Annotated in this window: 25 protein-coding genes; 10 read left to right on the top strand and 15 right to left on the bottom strand. The window is 57.7% G+C overall.

Annotated elements, in window-relative coordinates; translation table 11 throughout:
* Positions 1–66 precede the first annotated feature (66 nt).
* A complete protein-coding gene (grxD, locus tag U6037_RS23015) occupies positions 67–408 on the top strand; it encodes a Grx4 family monothiol glutaredoxin (protein ID WP_007916674.1) in 342 nt (113 codons plus the stop codon).
* A gap of 184 nt (positions 409–592) precedes the next feature.
* Here the strand turns inward: grxD and bfr are convergent, their stop codons facing one another.
* Together bfr and U6037_RS23005 are read right to left on the bottom strand one after the other, a co-directional pair.
* Positions 593–1,066, bottom strand: coding sequence for a bacterioferritin (bfr, locus tag U6037_RS23010; RefSeq protein ID WP_007916671.1), 474 nt, complete (start codon positions 1,064–1,066; stop codon positions 593–595).
* Between the two features lie 200 nt (positions 1,067–1,266).
* The gene (locus tag U6037_RS23005; protein ID WP_003227725.1) at positions 1,267–1,485 is read right to left on the bottom strand and encodes a bacterioferritin-associated ferredoxin; all 219 of its coding nucleotides are present in this window, start codon (positions 1,483–1,485) and stop codon (positions 1,267–1,269) included.
* Between the two features lie 314 nt (positions 1,486–1,799).
* On the opposite strand from U6037_RS23005, the gene U6037_RS23000 reads away from it, so the two are divergent.
* Complete coding sequence (locus U6037_RS23000; RefSeq protein ID WP_003227723.1) at positions 1,800–2,402, top strand: peroxiredoxin; 603 nt, start codon at positions 1,800–1,802, stop codon at positions 2,400–2,402.
* A 74-nt stretch (positions 2,403–2,476) separates the two neighbouring features.
* On the opposite strand, the gene rnt is transcribed toward U6037_RS23000, so the two are convergent.
* Both rnt and pyrC read right to left on the bottom strand, forming a co-directional pair.
* A complete protein-coding gene (gene rnt / locus U6037_RS22995; RefSeq protein ID WP_007916667.1) occupies positions 2,477–3,154 on the bottom strand; it encodes a ribonuclease T in 678 nt (225 codons plus the stop codon).
* A complete protein-coding gene (pyrC, locus tag U6037_RS22990) occupies positions 3,151–4,197 on the bottom strand; it encodes a dihydroorotase (RefSeq protein WP_007916661.1) in 1,047 nt (348 codons plus the stop codon). Before pyrC ends, rnt begins: the two co-directional genes overlap by 4 nt.
* A 160-nt stretch (positions 4,198–4,357) precedes the next feature.
* Here pyrC and U6037_RS22985 point away from each other — a divergent pair, with 160 nt between their 5' ends.
* Together U6037_RS22985 and U6037_RS22980 are read left to right on the top strand one after the other, a co-directional pair.
* Complete coding sequence (locus U6037_RS22985) at positions 4,358–5,269, top strand: flagellar protein MotY (protein WP_322844641.1); 912 nt, start codon at positions 4,358–4,360, stop codon at positions 5,267–5,269.
* A 129-nt stretch (positions 5,270–5,398) separates the two neighbouring features.
* On the top strand, positions 5,399–6,616 hold the full coding sequence (locus U6037_RS22980) for an argininosuccinate synthase (RefSeq protein ID WP_016986656.1): 1,218 nt from the start codon (positions 5,399–5,401) through the stop codon (positions 6,614–6,616).
* A gap of 133 nt (positions 6,617–6,749) precedes the next feature.
* Here U6037_RS22980 and U6037_RS22975 read toward each other — a convergent pair whose 3' ends face one another.
* Positions 6,750–7,466 carry a hypothetical protein gene (locus tag U6037_RS22975; protein ID WP_322844640.1) on the bottom strand — a complete coding sequence of 239 codons (717 nt, stop codon included), beginning with the start codon at positions 7,464–7,466 and terminating at the stop codon, positions 6,750–6,752.
* Between the two features lie 514 nt (positions 7,467–7,980).
* Here U6037_RS22975 and U6037_RS22970 point away from each other — a divergent pair.
* The gene (locus tag U6037_RS22970) at positions 7,981–8,607 is read left to right on the top strand and encodes a response regulator transcription factor (protein WP_122598861.1); all 627 of its coding nucleotides are present in this window, start codon (positions 7,981–7,983) and stop codon (positions 8,605–8,607) included.
* A gap of 90 nt (positions 8,608–8,697) precedes the next feature.
* Here the strand turns inward: U6037_RS22970 and U6037_RS22965 are convergent, their stop codons facing one another.
* From U6037_RS22965 to metG, 8 genes are all read right to left on the bottom strand, one after another.
* A complete protein-coding gene (locus tag U6037_RS22965; RefSeq protein ID WP_322844639.1) occupies positions 8,698–8,874 on the bottom strand; it encodes a PA3496 family putative envelope integrity protein in 177 nt (58 codons plus the stop codon).
* 106 nt (positions 8,875–8,980) lie between these two features.
* Positions 8,981–9,619, bottom strand: a complete 639-nt coding sequence (gene nth, locus U6037_RS22960; protein ID WP_322844638.1) for an endonuclease III — start codon at positions 9,617–9,619, stop codon at positions 8,981–8,983.
* Positions 9,616–10,197 (bottom strand): Rnf-Nqr domain containing protein, encoded by a 582-nt coding sequence (locus tag U6037_RS22955; RefSeq protein ID WP_322844637.1) that lies wholly within the window; start codon positions 10,195–10,197, stop codon positions 9,616–9,618. Before U6037_RS22955 ends, nth begins: the two co-directional genes overlap by 4 nt.
* The gene (locus tag U6037_RS22950) at positions 10,194–10,799 is read right to left on the bottom strand and encodes an RnfABCDGE type electron transport complex subunit G (protein ID WP_322844636.1); all 606 of its coding nucleotides are present in this window, start codon (positions 10,797–10,799) and stop codon (positions 10,194–10,196) included. The genes U6037_RS22955 and U6037_RS22950 overlap by 4 nt, the downstream gene beginning before the upstream one ends.
* Positions 10,796–11,779 (bottom strand): RnfABCDGE type electron transport complex subunit D, encoded by a 984-nt coding sequence (locus U6037_RS22945; protein WP_322844635.1) that lies wholly within the window; start codon positions 11,777–11,779, stop codon positions 10,796–10,798. The genes U6037_RS22950 and U6037_RS22945 overlap by 4 nt, the downstream gene beginning before the upstream one ends.
* Complete coding sequence (gene rsxB, locus U6037_RS22940; protein WP_322844634.1) at positions 11,766–12,974, bottom strand: electron transport complex subunit RsxB; 1,209 nt, start codon at positions 12,972–12,974, stop codon at positions 11,766–11,768. Before rsxB ends, U6037_RS22945 begins: the two co-directional genes overlap by 14 nt.
* Entirely contained in the window at positions 12,971–13,540 is a 570-nt protein-coding gene (locus U6037_RS22935; protein WP_322844633.1) for an electron transport complex protein RnfA, read from the bottom strand. Before U6037_RS22935 ends, rsxB begins: the two co-directional genes overlap by 4 nt.
* Positions 13,541–13,655: 115 nt before the next feature.
* Entirely contained in the window at positions 13,656–15,707 is a 2,052-nt protein-coding gene (gene metG, locus U6037_RS22930; protein WP_242206627.1) for a methionine--tRNA ligase, read from the bottom strand.
* A gap of 155 nt (positions 15,708–15,862) precedes the next feature.
* On the opposite strand from metG, the gene apbC reads away from it, so the two are divergent.
* Positions 15,863–16,957, top strand: a complete 1,095-nt coding sequence (gene apbC / locus U6037_RS22925; RefSeq protein ID WP_008079385.1) for an iron-sulfur cluster carrier protein ApbC — start codon at positions 15,863–15,865, stop codon at positions 16,955–16,957.
* Positions 16,958–17,088: 131 nt separating this feature from the next.
* Here apbC and U6037_RS22920 read toward each other — a convergent pair whose 3' ends face one another.
* Positions 17,089–17,847 carry an SDR family oxidoreductase gene (locus tag U6037_RS22920; protein WP_322844632.1) on the bottom strand — a complete coding sequence of 253 codons (759 nt, stop codon included), beginning with the start codon at positions 17,845–17,847 and terminating at the stop codon, positions 17,089–17,091.
* A gap of 164 nt (positions 17,848–18,011) precedes the next feature.
* Between U6037_RS22920 and U6037_RS22915 the strand changes: the two genes are divergently transcribed.
* From U6037_RS22915 to groL, 4 genes are all read left to right on the top strand, one after another.
* Positions 18,012–18,743, top strand: coding sequence for a HugZ family protein (locus U6037_RS22915; RefSeq protein WP_322844631.1), 732 nt, complete (start codon positions 18,012–18,014; stop codon positions 18,741–18,743).
* Positions 18,744–18,808: 65 nt separating this feature from the next.
* The gene (locus tag U6037_RS22910; protein ID WP_283439307.1) at positions 18,809–19,285 is read left to right on the top strand and encodes an FxsA family protein; all 477 of its coding nucleotides are present in this window, start codon (positions 18,809–18,811) and stop codon (positions 19,283–19,285) included.
* A gap of 248 nt (positions 19,286–19,533) precedes the next feature.
* Positions 19,534–19,827, top strand: a complete 294-nt coding sequence (locus U6037_RS22905; RefSeq protein WP_007916610.1) for a co-chaperone GroES — start codon at positions 19,534–19,536, stop codon at positions 19,825–19,827.
* A gap of 50 nt (positions 19,828–19,877) precedes the next feature.
* Positions 19,878–21,524: a chaperonin GroEL gene (groL, locus tag U6037_RS22900; protein ID WP_175553332.1), complete on the top strand. Its 1,647-nt coding sequence runs from the start codon at positions 19,878–19,880 to the stop codon at positions 21,522–21,524.
* A gap of 189 nt (positions 21,525–21,713) precedes the next feature.
* Here groL and U6037_RS22895 read toward each other — a convergent pair whose 3' ends face one another.
* Complete coding sequence (locus tag U6037_RS22895; RefSeq protein ID WP_322844630.1) at positions 21,714–22,457, bottom strand: phosphatase PAP2 family protein; 744 nt, start codon at positions 22,455–22,457, stop codon at positions 21,714–21,716.
* Between the last annotated feature and the right edge of the window lie 193 nt (positions 22,458–22,650).

Here is a 22,650-nt window from a genome sequence, read left to right as displayed (position 1 = left end):
TCGGGATTCCGTTACAATGCGTCACCGTGCCGACCCATGAGTCGGAAAGTTCAGCCGAGGTGCTCCATGGATATCATCGAAACGATTAAAGAGCAGATTGCCAACAACACCATTCTGCTTTACATGAAAGGCTCGCCGAATGCCCCGCAGTGCGGCTTCTCCGCGAAAGCTGCGCAGGCTGTAATGGCGTGTGGCGAAAAGTTTGCGTACGTGGACATCCTGCAGAACCCGGAAATCCGCGCCAACCTGCCGAAGTACGCCAACTGGCCGACTTTCCCGCAACTGTGGGTTGGCGGTGAGCTGGTCGGCGGTAGCGACATCATGACCGAGATGGCTGCAGACGGTTCGCTGCAAACCACCATCAAGTCTGCTGTTGAAGCGGCAGCGGCGAACAAGTCCGAAGCTTGATCAGCGAGGTTTCATGCGACAGCTGCTGGTGTAGGAGCTGTCGAGTGAAACGAGGCTGCGATCTTTTGATCTCCAGCCAATAAAAAGCCCCGCCACTCGAAAGAGGGCGGGGCTTTTTAGTGCGTTCGAAACGTTACTGCAAGTTGCCGGTGCAATCTGAAAAGATCGCAGCCTTCGGCAGCTCCTACTCTTCGCCCATCTGCGATTGCAGATAGTTCTCAAGACCGACTTTATCGATCAGGCCCAGTTGGGTTTCCAGCCAGTCGATATGTTCTTCTTCGGATTCGAGAATGTCTTCAAGCAGTTCACGGCTACCGAAGTCACCGACGGTTTCGCAATGCGCAATCGCGGTCTTCAGGTCAGCGTGGCCGGTCTTCTCGATACGCAGGTCGCACTCCAGCATTTCCTTGGTGTGCTCGCCGATGTGCAGCTTGCCCAAGTCCTGCACGTTCGGCAGGCCTTCGAGGAACAGGATGCGCTTGATCAGCTTGTCCGCGTGTTTCATCTCGTCGATGGATTCTTTGTATTCGTGCTTGCCGAGCTTGTTCAGACCCCAATCTTCGTACATGCGCGCATGCAGGAAGTACTGATTGATCGCGACCAGCTCATTGGCAAGGATCTTGTTGAGATGCTGGATGACTGTAATGTCGCCTTTCATGATCGGAGTCCTGCCCTGTATTCGCTGTATATACGGCAGAGTTTGAGCTTCGTACTTATAAGTGTCAAACCTAAGTTATTGAATAATATATGAAAATTAATCGGAATAAGAATGTTTGTGTTCCGCGTCTGGAGCCTAAGCAATTGATTTTCAGGCATAAAAAAACCGGACATAAGTCCGGTTCTTTGAAATAGGGGTTATTACGCGGCAGTAAATTCTACCGGATAAGGGATCGCAGCCTGAGCGGTTTGCAGCTTCGTCAGGGTTTCGCGGACGACTTCCTTGGCAAGGCAGGCACATTTGCCGCATTGGCTGGCGACGCCGGTGGCCTGGCGGACTTCTTTATAGCTGCAGCAACCTTCATAGATCGCTTCGCGGATCTGTCCGTCGGTGACGCCAGTGCAGAGACAAACATACATAAGTGAGAACCGTCGCTGGTTGTGACTCAATTGCGATGGATCTTAATGTTAACGAGAATGATTGTCAAAGTGCTTTCGGAAGGCTTTTGCCGATTGACAGCGGTGACTGACGAACGGTGATTACTGGCGATTTGCCTGGCCCCGGAAATGCAGCGCCGTTCTGCGCCTGCTTTGAAAAACCGTTAAGGACAGGCCAAATTCGCAGTGTATGATGGTCGGCCCTTGCGAAGGGGGTTCGTGTCACAGGGCTGTCGCCTGAGGGTGGCAGGCTGGCGCGGACCCTGAACTTCAAGTTTTTACACCAGGAGATATCAATGAGCGTACTCGTAGGCAAACAAGCCCCTGACTTCACCGTCCCGGCCGTACTCGGCAATGGCGAGATCGTTGACAGCTTCACCCTGTCCTCGGCCATCAAAGGCAAATACGGCCTGGTGTTCTTCTACCCACTGGACTTCACCTTCGTCTGCCCGTCCGAGCTGATCGCTCTGGACAACCGCATGGCTGACTTCAAGGCACGCAACGTTGAAGTGATCGCTGTGTCGATCGACTCGCACTTCACTCACAACGCATGGCGCAACACCCCAGTGAACAATGGCGGCATCGGTCAGGTGAAATACACCATGGCTGCCGACATGAAGCACGACATCGCCAAGGCTTACGACGTTGAATCCGAAGGCGGCGTAGCCTTCCGTGGCGCGTTCCTGATCGACGACAAAGGCGTTGTCCGCTCGCAGATCATCAACGACCTGCCACTGGGCCGTAACATGGAAGAGCTGATCCGTCTGGTCGACGCTCTGCAATTCCACGAAGAGCACGGCGAAGTCTGCCCTGCCAACTGGAAAAAAGGCGACAAAGGCATGAACGCTTCGCCAGAAGGCGTTGCGGCTTACCTGACCGAGAACGCTGCTGCCCTGTAAGGCGCAACGTTGAGGTAGAAAAAAACCGGCCCATGTGGCCGGTTTTTTTATGCGCGGGATTTACTTAGCGAGGATCAGTCGTCGAAATCTTCCCAGCCGCCCATCTGTTTCCAGCGATTGACGATGCCGCAGAACAGCTCAGCGGTTTTCTCGGTGTCGTAACGCGCGGAGTGCGCTTCACGGCCATCGAAATCGATGTCGGCGGCCTGGCAGGCTTTTGCCAGTACGGTTTGACCGTAGGCAAGACCGGCCAGCGTCGCGGTGTCAAAGCTGGAGAACGGGTGGAACGGGTTGCGCTTCATGTCCAGTCGCGCGACGGCGGCATTGAGGAAGCCGAGGTCGAAGCTGCTGTTGTGGCCGACCAGAATCGCGCGCTTGCAGCCGTTGGCCTTCAGCGCTTTGCGGATGCCACGGAAGATGTCGGTCAGCGCGGTTTCTTCGCTGACGGCCATGCGCAGCGGGTGATCGAGCTTGATCCCGGTGAATTCCAGCGCTGCTGCTTCGATGTTGGCGCCTTCGAAAGGCTCAACGCGGAAGAAGTAGGTGTGATCGGGGTAAACGAAACCCTTTTCATCCATGGCGATGGTGGTCGCAGCAATCTCCAGTAACGCATCGGTGGCCGAGTTGAAGCCGCCGGTTTCTACGTCGACGACAACCGGCAGGTAGCCGCGAAAGCGTGCTGCCATCGGGTGACGAGAACCGCCGCCGCCACTTTGACCGTCCAGTTCGTCGTCGAAATGGTCTTCACTCACGCGTGTTCCTCCAGCAGGCGCCAGCGCAGTTTTTCACCGGCGCGCAGCGGGATAACGGTCAGCTCGCCGAATGGCAGGCTGGTCGGGGCGGTCCATTCTTCACGAACCAGGGTGATGCGATCGGTGTTTGCCGGCAGGCCGTAGAAACGTGGGCCGTTGAGGCTTGCGAAGGCTTCGAGTTTGTCCAGCGCATTACGCTGTTCGAAGGCTTCGGCGTACATCTCGATGGCGGCGTACGCGGTGTAGCAGCCGGCGCAGCCGCAGGCGGCTTCCTTGGCGTGCTGGGCGTGCGGCGCCGAGTCGGTGCCGAGGAAGAACTTCGCGCTGCCGCTGGTGGCGGCGTCGAGCAGGGCTTCCTGATGCGTATTGCGCTTGAGGATCGGCAGGCAATAGAAATGCGGCCGAATTCCGCCAACCAACATGTGGTTGCGGTTGTAGAGCAGGTGGTGCGCAGTGATGGTCGCGCCGACGTTGGCCGAAGCCTCGTTGACGAACTGCACGGCGTCGCCGGTGGTGATGTGTTCAAACACCACTTTCAGCGTCGGGAAGCGCTCGACCACACGGCGCATGTGTTCATCGATGAAGATTTTTTCGCGGTCGAACACATCGACGTCGCCACGGGTGACTTCACCGTGGATCAACAGCGGCATGCCGACTTCGGCCATAGCTTCGATCGCTGGCAGAATCTTGTCGATGCTGGTCACGCCGGAATCGGAGTTGGTGGTCGCGCCGGCCGGGTACAGCTTGGCGGCGTAGACAAAACCACTGGCCTTGGCTTCACGAATTTCTTCGGGCTGGGTGCGGTCGGTGAGGTACAGCACCATCAGCGGCTCGAAGCGACTGCCGGCCGGGCGGGCAGCGAGAATCCGCTGGCGATAGCCGTCGGCTTCAGCGGCGTTGCGCACCGGAGGTACCAGGTTGGGCATGATGATGGCGCGGCCAAAAGTGCGCGCAACATCGGCAACGGTATTGGTCAACACGGCACCATCGCGAAGATGAATGTGCCAGTCGTCGGGACGCAGCAGGGTCAGGCGGTCGGACATGAGGGGATTCCAGGCGGGTCAAACTGAGGCGAATGCTACCGGAAAAGACTCTTGCAGGCACTCGCTATCAAGTTTTGCCAGAACCTTCCGATATCCCGTAGGTATGCCGTAAACATAGTGTGAATCGGTCTTTGTGTTTCAGAAGCCAATGGAGCCTCCCGTGCGCCAGCGTTATTTAGCCTTGCTCAGTGTGTTTGCCAGCCTTCCCGCGATGGCGCTCACGTACCAGACCCGTCTGGAGAACATTGAGTGGACGGTCGCCGGGGACAAGTTCGAATGTCGTCTGACCCAGCCGATCACTGATTTCGGCTCGGGTGAGTTCGTGCGCAAGGCCGGTGAGCAGGCGATATTTCGTCTGAATGCTTACAACGCCATGCTTGGCGGCGGTTCAGCGACCTTGCTCGCGGCGGCGGCGCCTTGGCAACCGGGGCGGGGCGACATCAATCTCGGATCCGTGAGGCTCGGCAGCGGCAACGTATTGTTTAACAGCTCGCAGTCCCAGGCCGGTGGTCTGATCAGTGGCCTGCTGGACGGTCGCAGCCCGGTAGTACGTCGCGCGTCGGGTGATGGTCGGGTATCGGAAGTCCGCTTGCTGCCGGTCAAATTCAGCAAGGCCTTCAACGATTACCAGACGTGTGTGGCGAAATTGCTGCCGCAGAATTTCGAGCAGATCAAACAATCGCAGATCGGCTTCCCCGGCGAGGGCGTTGACCTCGATTCCGCCGCCAAGGCCAAGCTGCAAGTGATGCTCGAATTCATGAAGGCCGACCCGACGGTCAATCACATCGAACTCGACGGCCATTCCGATAACAGCGGTAATCGCCTGACCAACCGCGAACTGTCGCGGCGCCGCGCGCTGGCGGTGGTCGACTTCTTCAAGGCCAATGGTATTCAGGAATCGCAGATCACCGTGCGTTTCCACGGCGAGCAATATCCCATTGTGCCGAACACCAATGCGGCCAATCGCGCGAAGAACCGTCGGGTCAATGTAAAACTGGCACGCGTGGCGCCGGTCAGCCCCGCACCTGCGCCTCAAGCGAGCACGCCAGCCAGCACTGCAGCGACTTCCTGACCCGTCGGTCATCGTCGCGCTCTCGACAGATTCTGTCGCTTTGTCGTCTTAAGCTGTCGCGCCTCTGTAAATTATCGCGTTTGAGCGGTAGACTCCTCGGCTTTCCGTAGAACCCCGTGGAGTGATGGCATGGCGGACGTAAACAAGGTCGTTCTGGCGTATTCCGGCGGCCTGGACACTTCGGTGATCCTCAAGTGGCTGCAGGATACTTATAACTGTGAAGTGGTGACTTTCACCGCTGATCTCGGTCAAGGCGAAGAGGTCGAGCCGGCCCGCGCCAAGGCTCAGGCCATGGGCGTCAAAGAAATCTACATCGACGATCTGCGCGAAGAATTCGTGCGTGATTTCGTGTACCCGATGTTCCGCGCCAACACCGTTTACGAGGGTGAGTACCTGCTGGGTACTTCCATCGCACGTCCGCTGATCGCCAAGCGTCTGATCGAAATCGCCAACGAAACCGGCGCTGATGCCATTTCCCATGGCGCCACCGGCAAGGGCAACGATCAGGTGCGTTTCGAATTGGGTGCCTATGCACTCAAGCCTGGCGTAAAAGTGATTGCCCCTTGGCGCGAGTGGGACCTGCTGTCCCGCGAGAAGCTGATGGACTACGCCGAGAAGCACGCGATCCCGATCGAGCGCCACGGCAAGAAGAAGTCCCCGTACTCGATGGACGCCAACCTGCTGCACATCTCCTATGAAGGCGGCGTGCTGGAAGACACCTGGACCGAGCACGAAGAAGACATGTGGAAATGGACCGTCTCCCCGGAGAACGCTCCTGACAAACCACAGTACCTGGAACTGACCTACCGCAACGGCGACATCGTTGCACTGGACGGCGTTGAAATGACTCCGGCCACCGTGCTGGCGACGCTGAACAAGATCGGTGGTGCTCACGGTATCGGCCGTCTCGACATCGTCGAAAACCGTTACGTCGGCATGAAGTCCCGTGGCTGCTACGAAACCCCGGGCGGCACCATCATGCTGCGCGCTCACCGCGCCATCGAATCGATCACCCTGGACCGGGAAGTCGCTCACCTCAAAGACGAGCTGATGCCGAAATACGCCAGCCTGATCTACACCGGTTACTGGTGGAGCCCTGAGCGTCTGATGCTGCAACAGATGATCGATGCCTCGCAGGTCAACGTGAACGGCGTTGTGCGCCTGAAGCTGTACAAAGGCAACGTGATCGTTACCGGCCGCAAGTCCGACGATTCGCTGTTCGATGCCAACATCGCGACCTTCGAAGAAGATGGCGGTGCGTACAACCAGGCTGACGCGGCGGGCTTCATCAAGCTCAACGCGCTGCGCATGCGCATTGCTGCCAACAAGGGCCGCAAGCTGTTCTAAGCGTTGCAGACTGACGTGTAATGAAAAGGGCGGCCTTGTCATCGAGACAAGGTCGCCCTTTTTGCATGATTCCTGGTCTGGATCTGATTGAGCCGTGTTTGTGGTCTTCGCGCTTGTCGCCAAGACTCATCTTTCATGTACGTGCCATCAGCGTCACTGCTTGCGAACACAGGTTATAGACGATACAGAGCGTCTTGCTCGAGCCCTTTTTTACCTGCTTGCTTTGCAGCAGTGCGTTTTTCGTCAGTAAAACATCCGACACGTGATTGGAAAGGAAGACCACTACCCGGGCAGTTTTTCTGTCGAGGGTTCGGATGTTTTCCAGAATCGTGGCTAACTCCCTCGCCTCATCGACATCCCTCGCATCAATGAGGTGCAGGTTACTGATCCATGCAGGTAACTGAATGTTGTGCTGAACAATCAGGTTCGGCTTTTTGTTGATGTCCGTCGGTGGGTCAGGTGCGTTGTGGATCTTGCACGAATCTTGCCGATCGGCAGTGTTTGACTCACTTGGCACGATACATCTTGATAGTCCAAATACACCCTGCGTGGCAGGTTCCTGGGACGAGGTGTGTCGTTTGTTTTCGCGATCGTTGTTATCGATTACTTTTAGAAAGTTTTTGTCTTTACCGAAGTCGGAGGGTGAGTAGAGGGAGCGGTAGTTGAAGTTAAGTGTGATAAAGAAAAGAAATAACAAGTAAAACGGAAAGCTGATCAAAAACCACACGTATATTTCCCGGTCCTTATTGTCGAGAAACGGTAGCGAGATCGCGGCTGATGTTTCCGAGATAGCGGCAAATATGGCAATGACGGTCATTGGGCTGGTGATTTTGTTTTTTATTTTCAACATGCTTTGGCTCTTCTGTCTGGTCTTTCTCATAGTTATCGAGTTGGTGGGTGTTGAGTTGTTGTTTGGTAGTTGTTTTCCGAGATGTTTGTTTTTATAGCAAAAACAAATCGTCAGGTATAAATATCTTGTTTCAGGTGTTTATATTTTGGCTAAGCTGGTGTGTTTCTCTCTAGCTGATATTGCTTGATGTTTATAATGTGAATTCGTGTTGCTTTGATCCGCCATTTGAGTTTGTTCAGCGCGGCTCGGGCGTTATTGATCGCAGTGGCGAGTCACGATTTCAGCGCTGCTGGAAGTAGCCTGTAACAATGTAAACAGGGAAGTATTGCTGCTTGCACAGGAGGCAATGGCGTGGGTTTTTTCTAGGGGTAGCGGTTTTTTGTAGGATTAATCCGCAATGATTGTAGGGCATGTCTTTCGATGCAAGTGCATGATTATCCTGGCATGCCATCGAGCAAGTGGCTGGGATATTGTGCGTGTTCTAAAAATTCGAACAGCGAAACTGGACTTGCCCATGAATAAAGTGCTGATCGTAGATGATCATCCTGTCATTCGTCTTGCGGTGCGTATGCTGATGGAGCGTCATGGCTACGAAGTCATCGCAGAGACTGATAACGGTGTGGATGCGTTACAACTGGCTCGAGAACAAATGCCGGATATTGTTATTCTGGATATTGGAATACCGAAGCTTGATGGTCTGGAAGTTATCGCGCGTCTGACTTCGACGGCCATGCCTGTTAAAGTCCTGGTATTGACTTCACAGGCTCCCGGGCATTTTTCAATGCGCTGCATGCAGTCGGGGGCGGCCGGCTATGTCTGCAAACAGCAGGACCTGACCGAATTGCTCAGTGCAATAAAGGCGGTATTGTCAGGCTACAGTTATTTCCCCAATCAGGCTTTGCATACGGTGCGAACCAGTCTGGGCAATGCCAGTGAGGCCGACATGGTGGATCGTCTGTCCGGTCGGGAAATGATGGTGTTACAGCAGTTGGCACGGGGAAAGACCAACAAGGAAATCGCCGATGGCATGTTTTTGAGTAACAAAACCGTGAGCACTTACAAGACACGCTTGTTGTTGAAGCTTAATGCACGTTCCCTGGTTGACCTGATCGAGTTGGCGCAGCGCAATGGTCTGGTCTGAATACCTGTAGTAGCTGACAGGGTCATGGGCCGATCGAATCCAGCTAGCTGCAGAAAGTAAAAAGCCTCCGGTTCGGGAGGCTTTCAAATATCAGTCATCAAAATCGAACTCGGCCAATTGTTTTTGCAGTCGACGCTCCTCAAGCAGGTTATCGATGGTGCGGCGCTTGCTCAGATTGGTCTTGGCGACTTCGACCACAGGTTCGGCGTCATCAGTTTCTGCAGCGATATCGTCATCTACATCCAGTTGGTCTTTGTCGCTACTCATAAGCTGACTCCCGGCTAAGAATGCCTTTGGCGCTCCTTATATCGACATTCCAGCGGCGGGTAAAAAAGATTTTTTCAATCGACTCATCAATTATTCCAATAGCCGGTCAATCGTCCGAAGTTTTGTCTTTGTATTCGCACAAGTCTTCGATGCGGCAACTGCCGCAGCGCGGCTTGCGGGCCAGACACACATAGCGGCCGTGCAGAATCAGCCAGTGATGAGAGTCGAGCAGGAATTCTTTGGGTACAAACTTCATCAGCTTTCTTTCTACCTCGACCACGTTTTTGCCCGGGGCAATGCCGGTGCGGTTGCTGACCCGAAATATGTGGGTGTCGACAGCCATGGTCAGTTGCCGGAAAGCCGTGTTGAGCACTACGTTAGCGGTTTTGCGGCCCACTCCGGGCAAGGCTTCGAGCTCTTCACGGGTTTGCGGAACCTCGCTGCCATGGCGTTCAACCAGCAAACGGCAGGTTTCGATGACGTTCCTGGCCTTGCTGTTGTAGAGACCGATCGTCTTGATGTATTCGGATAGACCGTCGACACCCAAGGCGTGTATCGCGGCCGGTGTATTGGCAACCGGGAACAGCTTCGCCGTGGCCTTGTTGACACCGACGTCGGTCGACTGCGCTGAAAGAATCACGGCGATCAACAACTCGAACGGCGAGGAGTAGGCCAGCTCGGTCTTCGGCTCCGGATTGTCTTCGTGCAGGCGGCGAAAAATCTCCAGACGTTTTGCAGCATTCATGGACGATGTGTTTCCTTGGAAATTGAGTTCGGGCGAATCAACGCCTGGCGCGCCGCAAGCAGCAGTGCCAACAAAATAAAAGCGCCGGGTATCAAGGTGATCAAATGCAGCCCTTCGCTGAATACAACAATACCTGGCCATGATTCGGCGAGTCCCCGGCCCAGGCTACCGTGACCGATGAGCTCACGCAGTCCGGCGAGCATCAGCATTAAACTGCCGAACATAACGCAAAGCTTGAAGCGCGCGGTCAGCGACTGGTGCCAGAAACCATTGTGCTCCAGCACCACGCATTGCAAGGCGAACAGGCTGGTATAGAGGCCGAATGCTTGCTGCCAGGGTAGAAACCAGCGTTGCACCATAAGCTCTGCGCAACTGGTGAAAGTCGCGGCGAGCAGCAGGCTTGCCAGCAATACACTTGTGCCTGTGAGTCGTGAGCGTAAAGCGGACATGCACAGGCCATAGAGGCTCACCACCGTGGCGAACATCAATAATGTACCCAGCGCACCTGCCAATGACTCGCTGGTGCCAAGCAGCAGGGTCAGCATCAAGGCGTTCGAAATAGCCGCCGACCGGTTCATGTGCCGCTCCCCAGCAGTGCCGCACGATGTTCATCGAAATAGCGCAATGCATCATGGATCGCGCTGATTGCGGCGCGAGAGGTGATGGTTGCTCCGGCCATTTGGTCGAACTGTCCTTGATCTTTTTTCAGTGCCCAGCCCGCCTCTGTCGGCTCATTGCCCGATTTGCCGATAAACGTCTGCAGCCAGGCATTCGGCCAGTCACCGAGATGCCCGCCGAGTGCTGGCGTTTCGGCCTGTTTGAGGGTTTTGACACCCAACAATCTGCCGTTGGCATCCACAGCGATCAACAACTCGATGGCGCCCGCATAACCCTGGGCCTGACTTCGCAGCAGTATCGCTACAGTCTTGCCGCCCAGGGTCGCGCGATAACCGCCCGTCAACGTGCTATGGCGCAAGGCAATGTCGGCCACGGCCAAAGGTTGTTCCAATGGTTGATTGTCGTAGGTTTGAAGCGGCAGCAAATCAAGCAGTTTGCGGGTTTCGATCAAGCGCTGCGCGGCGGCAATCTGCGGTGCGTTAATGCGTTGTACAACGTACGTCGCAGCGATGCCGATGACGGCCAGCAAGACAACAGTCACCGCGCTGACCGTGCGATTCATGGGCTCACCTCTGACTGACGAGCAGCGGCAAATCGCTCCAGCGCCGGTACGCCAAGATTCATCAGCAATACCGCAAACGCCACACCATCCGGGTATCCGCCCCAGGCGCGGATCAAATAAGTCAGCAGCCCTGTGCCGACACCGAACAGCAGACGGGCGAGCGCGGTTTTCGCGCCGGAGACCGGTTCAGTGATGATGAAGAACGCGCCCAGCATGGTTGCGCCGCTAAGCAGATGAAACAGCGGCGATCCATGCGAGTTCGACCCTGAACCATTCCAGCACAGCAGGCTGACGACAAACAGGCTGGCAAGCATGCCCACTGGAGCGTGCCAGGCAAAGACCTGGCGTTTCAGCAAAAACAGCCCGCCGGCAAGAAACGCCAGATTCACCCATTCCACACCGTGTCCGCCAAAGCGGCCGAAGGCCGGGTTGCTGGCGAACAATTCGTCCATGGTCAGGCTTTTGTTGATGCGCAGGCTGTCCAGCACGGTGGCCTGTGCCCAGGCGTCCGGTGCCACACCTGCGCCGAACACCTGTTGAAAAGCGGCGGTCAGATCCACGCCGTGGGCCGGCCAATGGGTCATCGGCTGCGGGAACATCACCATGGCCAGCGCGAAGCCGAGCATTGCCGGGTTGAAGGGGTTTTTCCCGACGCCACCGTATACATGCTTGCCGAACAGCAAACCCGAGGCAATGGCCGTCACCGTCAGCCACCAGGGGCAGTAGGGTGGCAGGGCGGCAGCCAGCAACGTCGCGCTCACCAGCGCACTGCCGTCGCTCAGCGTCGGCTGCATGGGTTGTCGACGCAGACGGAGCACCGCAGCCTCGACAATCAGCGCGGTGAGCAGAGACAGCAGCAGATTGATCAACACGCCCCAACCGTAAAACCAGAACAGCGCCAGCAGCCCCGGCAACGTCGCCAGCAGTACCAGCTTCATCGCCTGTTGCAGGCGATTGTCCGGCGTTTCAAGGGGCGACATGGTCTTGCACCTGGCGCTCGGCGTCTTGCAGGCGGGCGCGGGCCTTGTCGAGCATTTCTGTGGGCGTGTCGGCGCGCCGTTCGAGTTTATTGAGGTCCGCGCGGGCGTAGGCCAATTCGGTTTTCAGCTGGCGAAGCTGGCTGTCGATCGGACGTTTTTCGACGCGCACCAAGTCAGGCAATGGCTGCTCGCTGATGGCTTCGGCGGCGTGCAGGGCCTGCTCGGCGTCGCGCAGCGCTTGTTCCAGCGCGGCGATCTGATCGGGCGCCGCTTCGGCGGTTTGTGCTTTTTTCAGTTCAGCGCGGCGCATGGCCAACTGGATCTTCGCGCGTTTCAGATCGGCGTCTTTGGCGGGAGCGGGCACTATGGGCGCCGGCGTTGCACTGCTTTCAAGTTTCGCCAAGGCCAGTTCTGCCGCTTCGAACTGCTGCTGCAACACGATCAGTTGCGACTGCTGCTCGAATGTCGGCGGATGGCCGAAGGCTTTCAACGATTTGTGCAATTGCGCACGGCTCATCGCCACATCGATCTTGGCTTTCTTCAGTGCTGCATCTGCGGTCGCTGCTTTCTGCGCACGCACTCGCTCCAGCGCCGCCTGCACCGGATCGGTGGCGGTCACTTCAGGTTGCGCCGCCCGTTTTGCCCGCGCCTCTCGCTCAGCCTGTTTGTGCTGTTCTTCGCGTTGCAGACGCTCATTGCGCCGCTCGAAGCGCTGACGCGCGTGATCACGTTTGGCGGCGCGGGCGCGTTGCTCGTCGAGGCTCAAGGCCAGACCGCCGACCACCGGCAATGTGCCGAGCGGCAGCGGGTGCATTTCAATGCAATCCACCGGGCACGGCGCGACACACAGGTCGCAACCGGTGCATTCATCGATGATCACGGTGTGCATCAGTTTCGCTGCGCCGACAATTGCGTCGATCGGGCAGGCTTGGATGCACTTGGTGCAGCCAATGCATTCGGCTTCGCGGATATAGGCGACTTGAGGTGGCGCCGAACCGCGACTGATGTCCAGTTCCAGCACCGGCACTTTCAGCAGTTCAGCCAGTGCAGCGATGGTTTCGTCACCGCCCGGCGGGCACTTGTTGATCGGCTCGCCCTCGGCGATGCCTTGTGCATAGGGCTTGCATCCGGGATGGCCACACTTGCCGCATTGGGTCTGCGGCAGGAGGGCATCGATGCGTTGAATCAGACTCATGTTTTGATCAGTCCACTGAATCCGAGAAAAATCACTGCAATCAGTCCGGCACCGATCAGATCGATCGGCAAGCCGCGAAAGGGCAGTGGAATATCGTTGTCGGCCGTACGCTCGCGCAAATCACAGAACAGGCTCAGCACCAGCCAGAAGCCCAGCCCGGCGCCGAGACTCAGCGCAGTGGCCTGCAGCAGGCCTCGATCGTTTTGCGCGTTGATCAGCGCCAGCCCGAGTACACCGGCGTTGCCCAGCAACAACGGCCACAAACCTTCGAAGGGCAGATTCGGCAGCCCGCGCGCCAGCATTTTCAGCAGTGGCGCGATCAGTAAAACGCTCAATGGCAGAAATACCAACAACCGCAGGGCTTCAAGGTGAAACGGCACCAGCAACCAATGCCAGATTACGTAACCGATCACGCCAACGATCAACATCAGACACAACGTCGCCAAACCCAGCGCGTGCACCTGGCGACGATTGCCCGCCAACAGCGGATCGACGCCCAGCGGCCAGTGCAACACGAAGTTGTTGAGCAGCGCAGCACTGACAAGCGTTAGCACGAGTTCGGTCATGATTCTGTCGGCGAAACGGGCAGGTGTCTCATAAGGTTAGGCAGTATCCGCCCAGATATGAAAAATCCCACCGGCATGCGGGGCACGTCGGTGGGATCGATTTTGTTGCCGTCGCTTACTTGATGCGCTGACCCGGCTTGGCGCCGCTGTCCGGGCTCAGCAGGTAAATCTCTTCACCGCCAGGGCCGGCCGCCATCACCATGCCTTCGGAAATACCGAATTTCATTTTCCGTGGCTTGAGGTTGGCGATCATCATGGTCAGACGGCCGTCGAGTCTGGACGGATCCGGATAAGCGCTCTTGATGCCCGAGAACACGTTGCGTTGCTCGTCACCGATATCCAGTGTCAGGCGCAGCAGTTTGTCGGCACCTTCCACGTGCTCAGCCTTGACGATCAGCGCGACGCGCAGGTCGATGGCCGCAAAGGCGTCGAAGTCGATTTCCGGCGACAGCGGATCCTTGGCCAGTTCGCCATTGCCGGCTGGAGCAGCGGCACCGGTGTCGGTCTGGCTGGCGGTCAGGTCTTCCTTCGAGGCGTCGCTCATGGCTTGTACTTTTACCGGGTCGATGCGGGTCATCAACGGCTTGAATTCGTTGAGCTGATGGTTGGCCAGCAGGGTGGTGTGGTCGTTCCAGGTCAGCGGGGCAACATTGAGGAACGCCTCGGCATCGGCGGCCAGTAGCGGCAGCACCGGTTTGAGGAAGATCACCAGTTGGCGGAACAGGTTGATGGCGGTGGCGCAGATCGCCTGGACTTCATCCTGTTTGCCTTCCTGTTTGTTCAGCGACCATGGGGCCTTGTCGGCGATCCAGGCGTTGGCGCGGTCGGCGAGGGCCATGGTTTCACGCATGGCGCGGGCGAAGTCGCGGGCCTCATAGGCGTCGGCAATGCTTGGCGCGGCGGCGAGGAACGCCTCGGTCAGCTCTGGCGCGGCATTGGTGTCGACCAGCAGGCCGGCGTTGCCTTTTTGAATGAAACCGGCGCAACGGCTGGCGATGTTGACCACTTTGCCGACCAGGTCGGAGTTGACCTTCTGCACGAAGTCTTCGAGGTTCAGGTCGAGGTCGTCAACGCCACGACCGAGTTTGGCCGCGTAGTAGTAGCGCAGGTATTCCGGCGACAGATGATCCAGGTAGGTACGGGCCTTGATGAAGGTGCCGCGCGACTTGGACATCTTCTGGCCGTTGACGGTCAGGTAGCCGTGCACGTTGATGCCGGTCGGCTTGCGGTAGCCCGCGCCTTCGAGCATCGCTGGCCAGAACAGCGCGTGGAAGTTGACGATGTCCTTGCCGATGAAGTGGTACAGCTCGGCAGTGGAGTCTTTGCCCCAGAACGCGTCGAAATCCAGTTCCGGTGTGCGGTCGCAGAGGTTCTTGAAGCTGGCCATGTAGCCGATTGGCGCGTCCAGCCACACGTAGAAATACTTGCCCGGCTCGCCCGGGATCTCGAAACCGAAGTACGGCGCATCGCGGGAGATGTCCCACTGCTGCAGGCCGGCATCCAGCCATTCGGCGATCTTGTTGGCGACGGCGTCCTGCAGGGTGCCGCTGCGGGTCCAGGTCTGCAGCATTTGCTGGAAGTCCGGCAGCTTGAAGAAGAAGTGCTGGGAATCCTTGAGCACCGGGGTGGCGCCAGAGATCGCCGACTTCGGATCCTTCAGGTCGGTCGGTGCGTAGGTCGCGCCGCATTTTTCGCAGTTGTCGCCGTACTGGTCTTCAGTGCCACATTTCGGGCAGGTGCCCTTGATGAAGCGGTCGGCCAGGAACATTTTCTTTTCCGGGTCGAAATACTGGGTGATCGAGCGCTGGGCGATGTGCCCGGCGTCACGCAGCTTGAGGTAGATCTGGCTCGACAGCTCACGGTTTTCTTCAGCGTGAGTGGAGTGGAAGTTGTCGAAATCAACGAGGAACTCGGCAAAGTCGGCGCTGTGTTCAGCCTGCACGTTGGCGATCAGTTGTTCCGGGGTGATGCCTTCCTTTTCCGCGCGCAGCATGATCGCCGAACCGTGGGCGTCGTCGGCGCAGACATAAATGCATTGATTGCCGCGATGCTTCTGGAAGCGCACCCACATATCGGTCTGGATATATTCCAGCATATGGCCAAGGTGAATCGAACCGTTGGCGTAGGGCAGGGCGCTGGTGACGAGGATCTTGCGTGGTTCGGACATGTGGGGCTTCGCTACTTGATGAAACGGAGGTCGGCCACTATAAAGCGCCGGGCAAGATATTTCACCCCTGCAAATCGTTGCCGGGCATGCCGTCCGGAGGATAGAAGGGGTAGGATACCCGCCATCTTTTCCCAGTCTTGTTATCGGAGTTGCCCATGAGTGCCGTCACTCGCGCAGCGGTGGAAGCCGTCCTCAGCCAATACACCGACCCTTACCTGAACCAGGATCCGGTCAGCGCCGGTTGTGTGAAGAACATCGAGATCGTCGGTGACCGCGTCAACGTGCAGCTGGAAATCGGATACGCCGCCGGTCTGTTCAAGAGCGGCTGGGCGCAATTGCTGCAACTGGCCATCGAAAACCTCGACGGCGTGGTGATCGCCAAGGTTGAAGTGAACAGCGTGATCGCCGCGCACAAGGCCCAGGCGCAGATTCCGGGGCTGGCCAACGTCAAGAATGTGGTCGCCGTGGCGTCCGGCAAGGGTGGCGTGGGCAAGTCGACCACTGCGGCCAACCTCGCCCTGGCCCTGGCCCGTGAAGGCGCCAAGGTCGGCATTCTCGACGCCGATATCTACGGCCCGAGCCAGGGCATCATGTTCGGCATCCCCGAGCGCACTCGCCCCGAGGTCAAGGATCAGAAGTGGTTCGTGCCGCTCAAGGCCCATGGCGTTGAAGTCATGTCGATGGCGTTCCTGACCGACGACAACACGCCGATGGTCTGGCGCGGACCGATGGTCTCCGGCGCCTTGCTGCAACTGGTCACGCAAACCGCGTGGGGCGATCTCGATTATCTGGTTATCGACATGCCGCCGGGCACTGGCGACATTCAGTTGACCCTGGCGCAGAAAGTCCCGGTGGCCGGCGCGGTGATCGTCACTACTCCGCAGGATCTGGCATTGCTGGATGCACGCAAAGGCGTGGAAATGTTCCGCAAGGTCAACATTCCGGTGCTGGGCGTGGTGGAAAACATGGCCGTGCACATCTGCTCGAACTGCGGGCATGCCGAGCATCTGTTCGGTGAGGGCGGCGGTGAGAAACTGGCGACCCAGTACGGTGTGGAGCTGCTGGCTTCACTGCCGCTGTCGATGCTGATCCGCGAGCAGGCCGATGGCGGCAAGCCAACGGTGATCGCCGAGCCGGACAGCCAGATTGCCATGGTCTACCAGGAACTGGCCCGCCACGTCGGCGCACGGATTGTGTTGCAGGAAGCCGCTACCCCGGCGATGCCGAACATCACCATCAGCGACGATTGATACATCAGCAACACCGATAACCCTGTAGGAGTGAGCCTGCTCGCGATAACGGTCGATCATTCAACACATTTGTTGAATGTTGATCCGCTATCGCGAGCAGGCTCACTCCTACAGTTGTTTTGTGTTGGCAGTCAGATACGCAAGCCGCCATCCATCTCCAGAATCCGCCCGGTGTAGTAGTCGTTCTCGAAGATATACGCCGCCGAATGGGCGATCTCTTCCGGCTTGCCCATGCGCTTGAGCGGAATTCCCGAGGTCATTTTCTCCAGCGCTTCGGGCTTCATGCCCAAGGTCATCTCGGTCTCGATGAAGCCCGGCGCGATACCCGCCACACGAATGCCATAACGCGCCAGCTCTTTGGCCCAGGTCACGGTCGCCGCAGCAACACCGGCCTTGGCCGCGGAATAGTTGGTCTGGCCAACGTTACCGGCACGCGAGATCGACGAGATGTTGATGATCGCGCCGCTGTTCTTCAGCTCGACCATTTTCGCCGCCACCTCACGGGTGCAGAGGAACACGCCGGTCAGGTTGACGTCGATCACCGCCTGCCACTGTGCCAGGCTCATCTTGGTCATTTCGCCGTCCTTGACCTTGAGCAGCAGGCCGTCACGCAAAATCCCGGCGTTGTTGATCAGGCCGTGGATCGCGCCGAAATCAGCGGCAACCTGGGCGACCATGTGCTCGACCTGTTCTTCATTGGCGACGTTGCACAGATAGCTGCGCGCCTCGACGCCTTTGGCCTTGCAAGCCGCGACCGCGTCGTTGAGCTTTTCCTGATTGAGGTCGACGAGGGCGAGCTTCGCGCCCTTACTGGCGAAATACTCGGCCATGGAACGGCCCAAACCCTGGCAACCGCCAGTGATAATGATTACTTTGTCGTTGAGTTGCATTCGCATGTCCCGATAGCAGGTCTGAGTTGTTTTTGTTATCAGCGCCTCTCGATCTGCACCGGCCGAGGCGGGTTTGCACATGAGAATTTCCCGATGGCGTGACTGGGACCTAATCCCTGGCGCCTGTCCGTTTTTTCGACGGATTCTATTTAAGGAGTCATAAATTGAGCGTTGAAGTGGCCAAGAATGCCCGAGAATTGCTTCTCAAGGAATACCGTGGAGTGCTGTCGACCCACTCCAAATCGATGCCCGGTTTTCCCTTTGGCTCCGTCGTGCCGTACTGCCTCGACGAGCAGGGCCGGCCGCTGATCCTGATCAGTCGCATCGCCCAGCACACCCACAACCTGCAAAAAGATCCGAAATGCTCGATGTTGGTGGGGGAGCGCGAAGCCGATGACGTGCAAGCCGTTGGTCGCCTGACTTATCTGGCCGAAGCGCAGAAGCTTGAAGATGCCGCTGCCATCGAGGCCGCCGCCGAGCGTTACTACCGTTATTTCCCGGACTCGCAGAACTACCACAAGGCCCACAATTTCGATTTCTGGGTGCTGACTCCGGTGCGTCACCGCTACATCGGCGGTTTCGGGGCGATTCACTGGGTCGATCAGTTGACCTTGGCCAACCCGTTTGCCGGCAAGGCTGAAATCAGCATGGTCGAGCACATGAACAGCGACCACGCCAAAGCCATCGCGCACTACGTCGACCTCGCCGGTCTGCCGAAAAGCGTGCCGGCGCAACTGGCCGGGATCGACACCGAAGGCCTGCATCTGCGCATCGGCCAGGCGCTTTACTGGTTGCCGTTCCCGGCACCTTGTAATACGCCGACACAAGTGCGCGAAGCCTTGGTTTCATTGGCTCATGCTGAGGTCTGGCCAAAAAATGAGGGTGTCGGCGCTTGAATTCACGAAAGGGCGACGTCATCTAAGGCTTACTGCAAGGCATTTCTTGCGTTGAGGAAACTTTGATGCGCCCTTTTCTGTTGCTCTTTCTGCTGTTTCCAGTGCTGGAGCTGTTCGTATTCGTCAAAGTGGCAGGGGCTATCGGGTTCTTCCCGGCCCTGCTGCTGATCATTCTCGGCTCGATGTTCGGCGTGTTCGTGCTGCGCGTCGCCGGTCTGGCCACGGCACTGCGTGCCCGTGAAAGCCTGAACCGCGGCGAACTGCCCGCGCAAACCATGCTCGAAGGGCTGATGCTGGCTCTGGCCGGTGGCCTGCTGATCCTGCCGGGCTTTATCAGCGACGTGGTCGGTCTGGTCATGCTGCTGCCGTTCAGTCGTCGACTGCTGGCGAACAAAATGCGCCAGCGCGCCGAAGAACAGGCCATGCGCCAGCGTGCGTTCGCCGATGACCTGCAACCCCGTGGCGGTCCTGCACCGCGTCAGCCTCTGGGCCGCGAAGGTGATGTGATCGAAGGCGAGTTCGAACACCGCGACACCAAGTAACTGCACTGTCTGCACGGCACCTTCGGGTGCCGTGTTCATTTTCGGGGTGCTGAAGTGAAAAATTTTCTGCCCCCGCCCTTGTAATAAGCTTATGCGCCCTTATGTATCGGTCACCGCAAGGTTTCCGGTATTTGCACCGGACAGACTTCCGCGACTCGCTCGACGAGCCGCAACCGGCGCAGGCCGGATTTGTTAAACCCGCCGGGACTACACCGGCCGATGAAAATCACAATTAGGAGAGATCGACAATGAAGCTTCGTCCTCTGCATGACCGCGTCGTAATCCGTCGCAGCGAAGAAGAAAAGAAAACCGCTGGCGGTATCGTCCTGCCAGGTTCGGCTGCTGAAAAAGCCAACCACGGTGTGATTCTCGCTGTAGGCCCGGGCAAAGCTCTGGAAAACGGCGAAGTGCGCGCACTGTCCGTTAAAGAAGGCGACAAGGTTGTGTTCGGTCCTTACTCCGGCAGCAACACTGTGAAAGTCGACGGCGAAGACCTGCTGGTAATGAGCGAGAACGAAATCCTCGCTGTTATCGAAGGCTGATATCCCCGTTCATTTTCCCGCTACTACAAAGTATTTAAGGAATATCGATCATGGCTGCTAAAGAAGTTCTGTTTGGCGATTCCGCCCGTAAAAAAATGCTCAAGGGCGTCAACGTCCTGGCTGACGCGGTAAAAGCGACCCTGGGCCCGAAAGGCCGTAACGTGATCATCGAGAAGAGCTTCGGCGCTCCGACCATCACCAAGGACGGCGTTTCCGTCGCCAAGGAAATCGAACTCGAAGACCGTTTCGAAAACATGGGCGCGCAGCTGGTCAAAGACGTTGCCTCCCGTGCCAACGATGACGCTGGTGACGGTACTACCACCGCTACCGTTCTGGCTCAGTCGATCGTCAACGAAGGCCTGAAAGCCGTCGCTGCCGGCATGAACCCGATGGACCTGAAGCGCGGCATCGACAAGGCGACCATCGCCATCGTCAAAGAGCTGAAGAACCTGTCCAAGCCATGCGCTGACACCAAGGCAATCGCTCAGGTAGGCACCATCTCCGCCAACTCCGACAACTCCATCGGCGACATCATTGCCGAAGCCATGGAAAAAGTCGGTAAAGAAGGCGTGATCACCGTTGAAGAAGGCACTGGCCTGGAAAACGAACTGTCGGTTGTTGAAGGCATGCAGTTCGACCGTGGCTACCTGTCCCCGTACTTCGTCAACAAGCCAGAGACCATGGTTGCCGAGCTGGACAGCCCGCTGATCCTGCTGGTCGACAAAAAGATCTCGAACATTCGCGAAATGCTGCCAGTGCTGGAGGCCGTTGCCAAAGCCGGCCGTCCACTGCTGATCGTTTCCGAAGACGTTGAAGGCGAAGCCTTGGCGACTCTGGTTGTGAACAACATGCGTGGCATCGTTAAAGTCGCAGCCGTCAAGGCACCGGGCTTCGGCGACCGTCGCAAGGCCATGCTGCAGGACATCGCTGTTCTGACCGGCGGTACCGTTATCTCCGAAGAGATTGGCCTGAGCCTGGAAGCCGCTACCCTGGAAAACCTGGGCAGCGCCAAGCGTGTGACCATCTCCAAGGAAAACACCATCATCGTTGACGGTGCCGGTGCAGAATCCGACATCCAGGCGCGCATCACTCAGATCCGTGCTCAGGTTGCCGAGACTTCGTCCGACTACGACCGTGAAAAACTGCAAGAGCGTCTGGCCAAGCTGTCCGGCGGCGTTGCAGTGATCAAGGTTGGCGCTGGTTCCGAAGTAGAAATGAAAGAGAAGAAAGCCCGCGTTGAAGACGCCCTGCACGCAACTCGCGCAGCCGTAGAAGAAGGCGTGGTACCTGGCGGTGGCGTTGCGCTGATCCGCGCTCTGCAAACCCTGGTTGACCTGAAAGGCGACAACGCTGATCAGGACGTCGGCATCGCAGTTCTGCGTCGCGCTGTTGAAGCTCCGCTGCGTCAGATCGCTGCCAACAGCGGCGACGAGCCAAGCGTTGTGGTCAACGAAGTCAAGAACGGCAAAGGTAACTTCGGTTACAACGCTGCGACTGGCGAATACGGCGACATGATCGAAATGGGCATCCTGGACCCAACCAAGGTGACCCGTTCCGCTCTGCAAGCTGCATCGTCGATCGGCGGTCTGATCCTGACCACCGAAGCAGCAGTAGCTGACGCGCCGAAGAAAGACGGCGGTGCTGGCGGCGGTATGCCAGACATGGGCGGCATGGGTGGCATGGGCGGCATGATGTAAGCCAGCCTCGCCCCTGTAACGCAAAACCCCGCTGGCGAAAGTCAGCGGGGTTTTTTATTGCCCAAGTTTCAGCTTCACACGTAACCCTTGTAGGAGTGAGCCTGCTCGCGATAGCGGTGTGTCATTCAACATGATTGCGACTGACAGACCGCTATCGCGAGCAGGCTCACTCCTACATTGGACCGTGTTTCAGGCGCTGACCGGTTGTGCCTTGACCACGGCCTCGGCTTTCACCGCCGGGCGATACAGCACCCAGTAATACGACCCCAGACAAATCAACCAGCAGAAAATCGCCGTCCACACGTTGTGCGAGAAGAAGTGTGCACCCTGCATCATCCGGCTGATCGAAAACACCGAACCCAGCGCAAAGGCAAAGACAAACGCCTGACGCGCCAGACGCGGACGGCGATCACGCAGGACAAAGAACAACGCAAACAAGGTGAACCCCGTCGCCGCATGGCCACCGGGCCAGCAACGGCCGGGCTTGTTGGTCTCTGGACGATGTTCCATCAGTTTGCTGTAAGTTTCATGCCCACCGAATTGCTCCAGGCTCCAGGGGCACTGCACCGCCGTCACGGCTTTGACCGGGGTGACGAATGAGGTCGCCAGGCCCAGCGACAGCACCAGGCAGCCCAGCTCACGCTTGAATGGTTTGAGTCGAACAAAGAAGAACGCGCCGATGAAGCCGATGATGGCAAACACCGAAAAGGCGATGACCACCTGTTTGGCCCGGTCATGCAGGATGTCTTCGAGGAAGTAGCTGTGGCGTCCGATAAAGTCGCCTGCGACCGGGTCGTAGAACAAGCGGGCCAGATTCATATCCAGATCGGTCAGTTCGAGCAGTACCAGAACGATCGCCGCGACAGTGGGTATTCCCAGGCACAGCCAGAAGTTTAGCGGTCTGGAAGCGGGGCGGGCAGAAGTCGACACCATGGGCAATTCCTTGGGCATAAGTAGTATCTGAGGAGCGCAACCGCGCGGAGTCTGCGCGCGCTTGCGTCGCTGATTTGTTAACCGAAAGTGAAAAAAACGTTGGCATGCACAATGAACGTTTTTCTCGCTAAACAACCCAACGCACGCCTAGCCCTGAGCCACACTTGACCGTAAGCTGCGCGGGCCAAGACGG

Origin of the sequence: Pseudomonas sp. B33.4 (assembly GCF_034555375.1) — a bacterium.
In the GTDB taxonomy this organism is placed as follows: Bacteria; Pseudomonadota; Gammaproteobacteria; order Pseudomonadales; family Pseudomonadaceae; genus Aquipseudomonas.
This window is presented reverse-complemented; position numbering and strand designations above follow the sequence as displayed.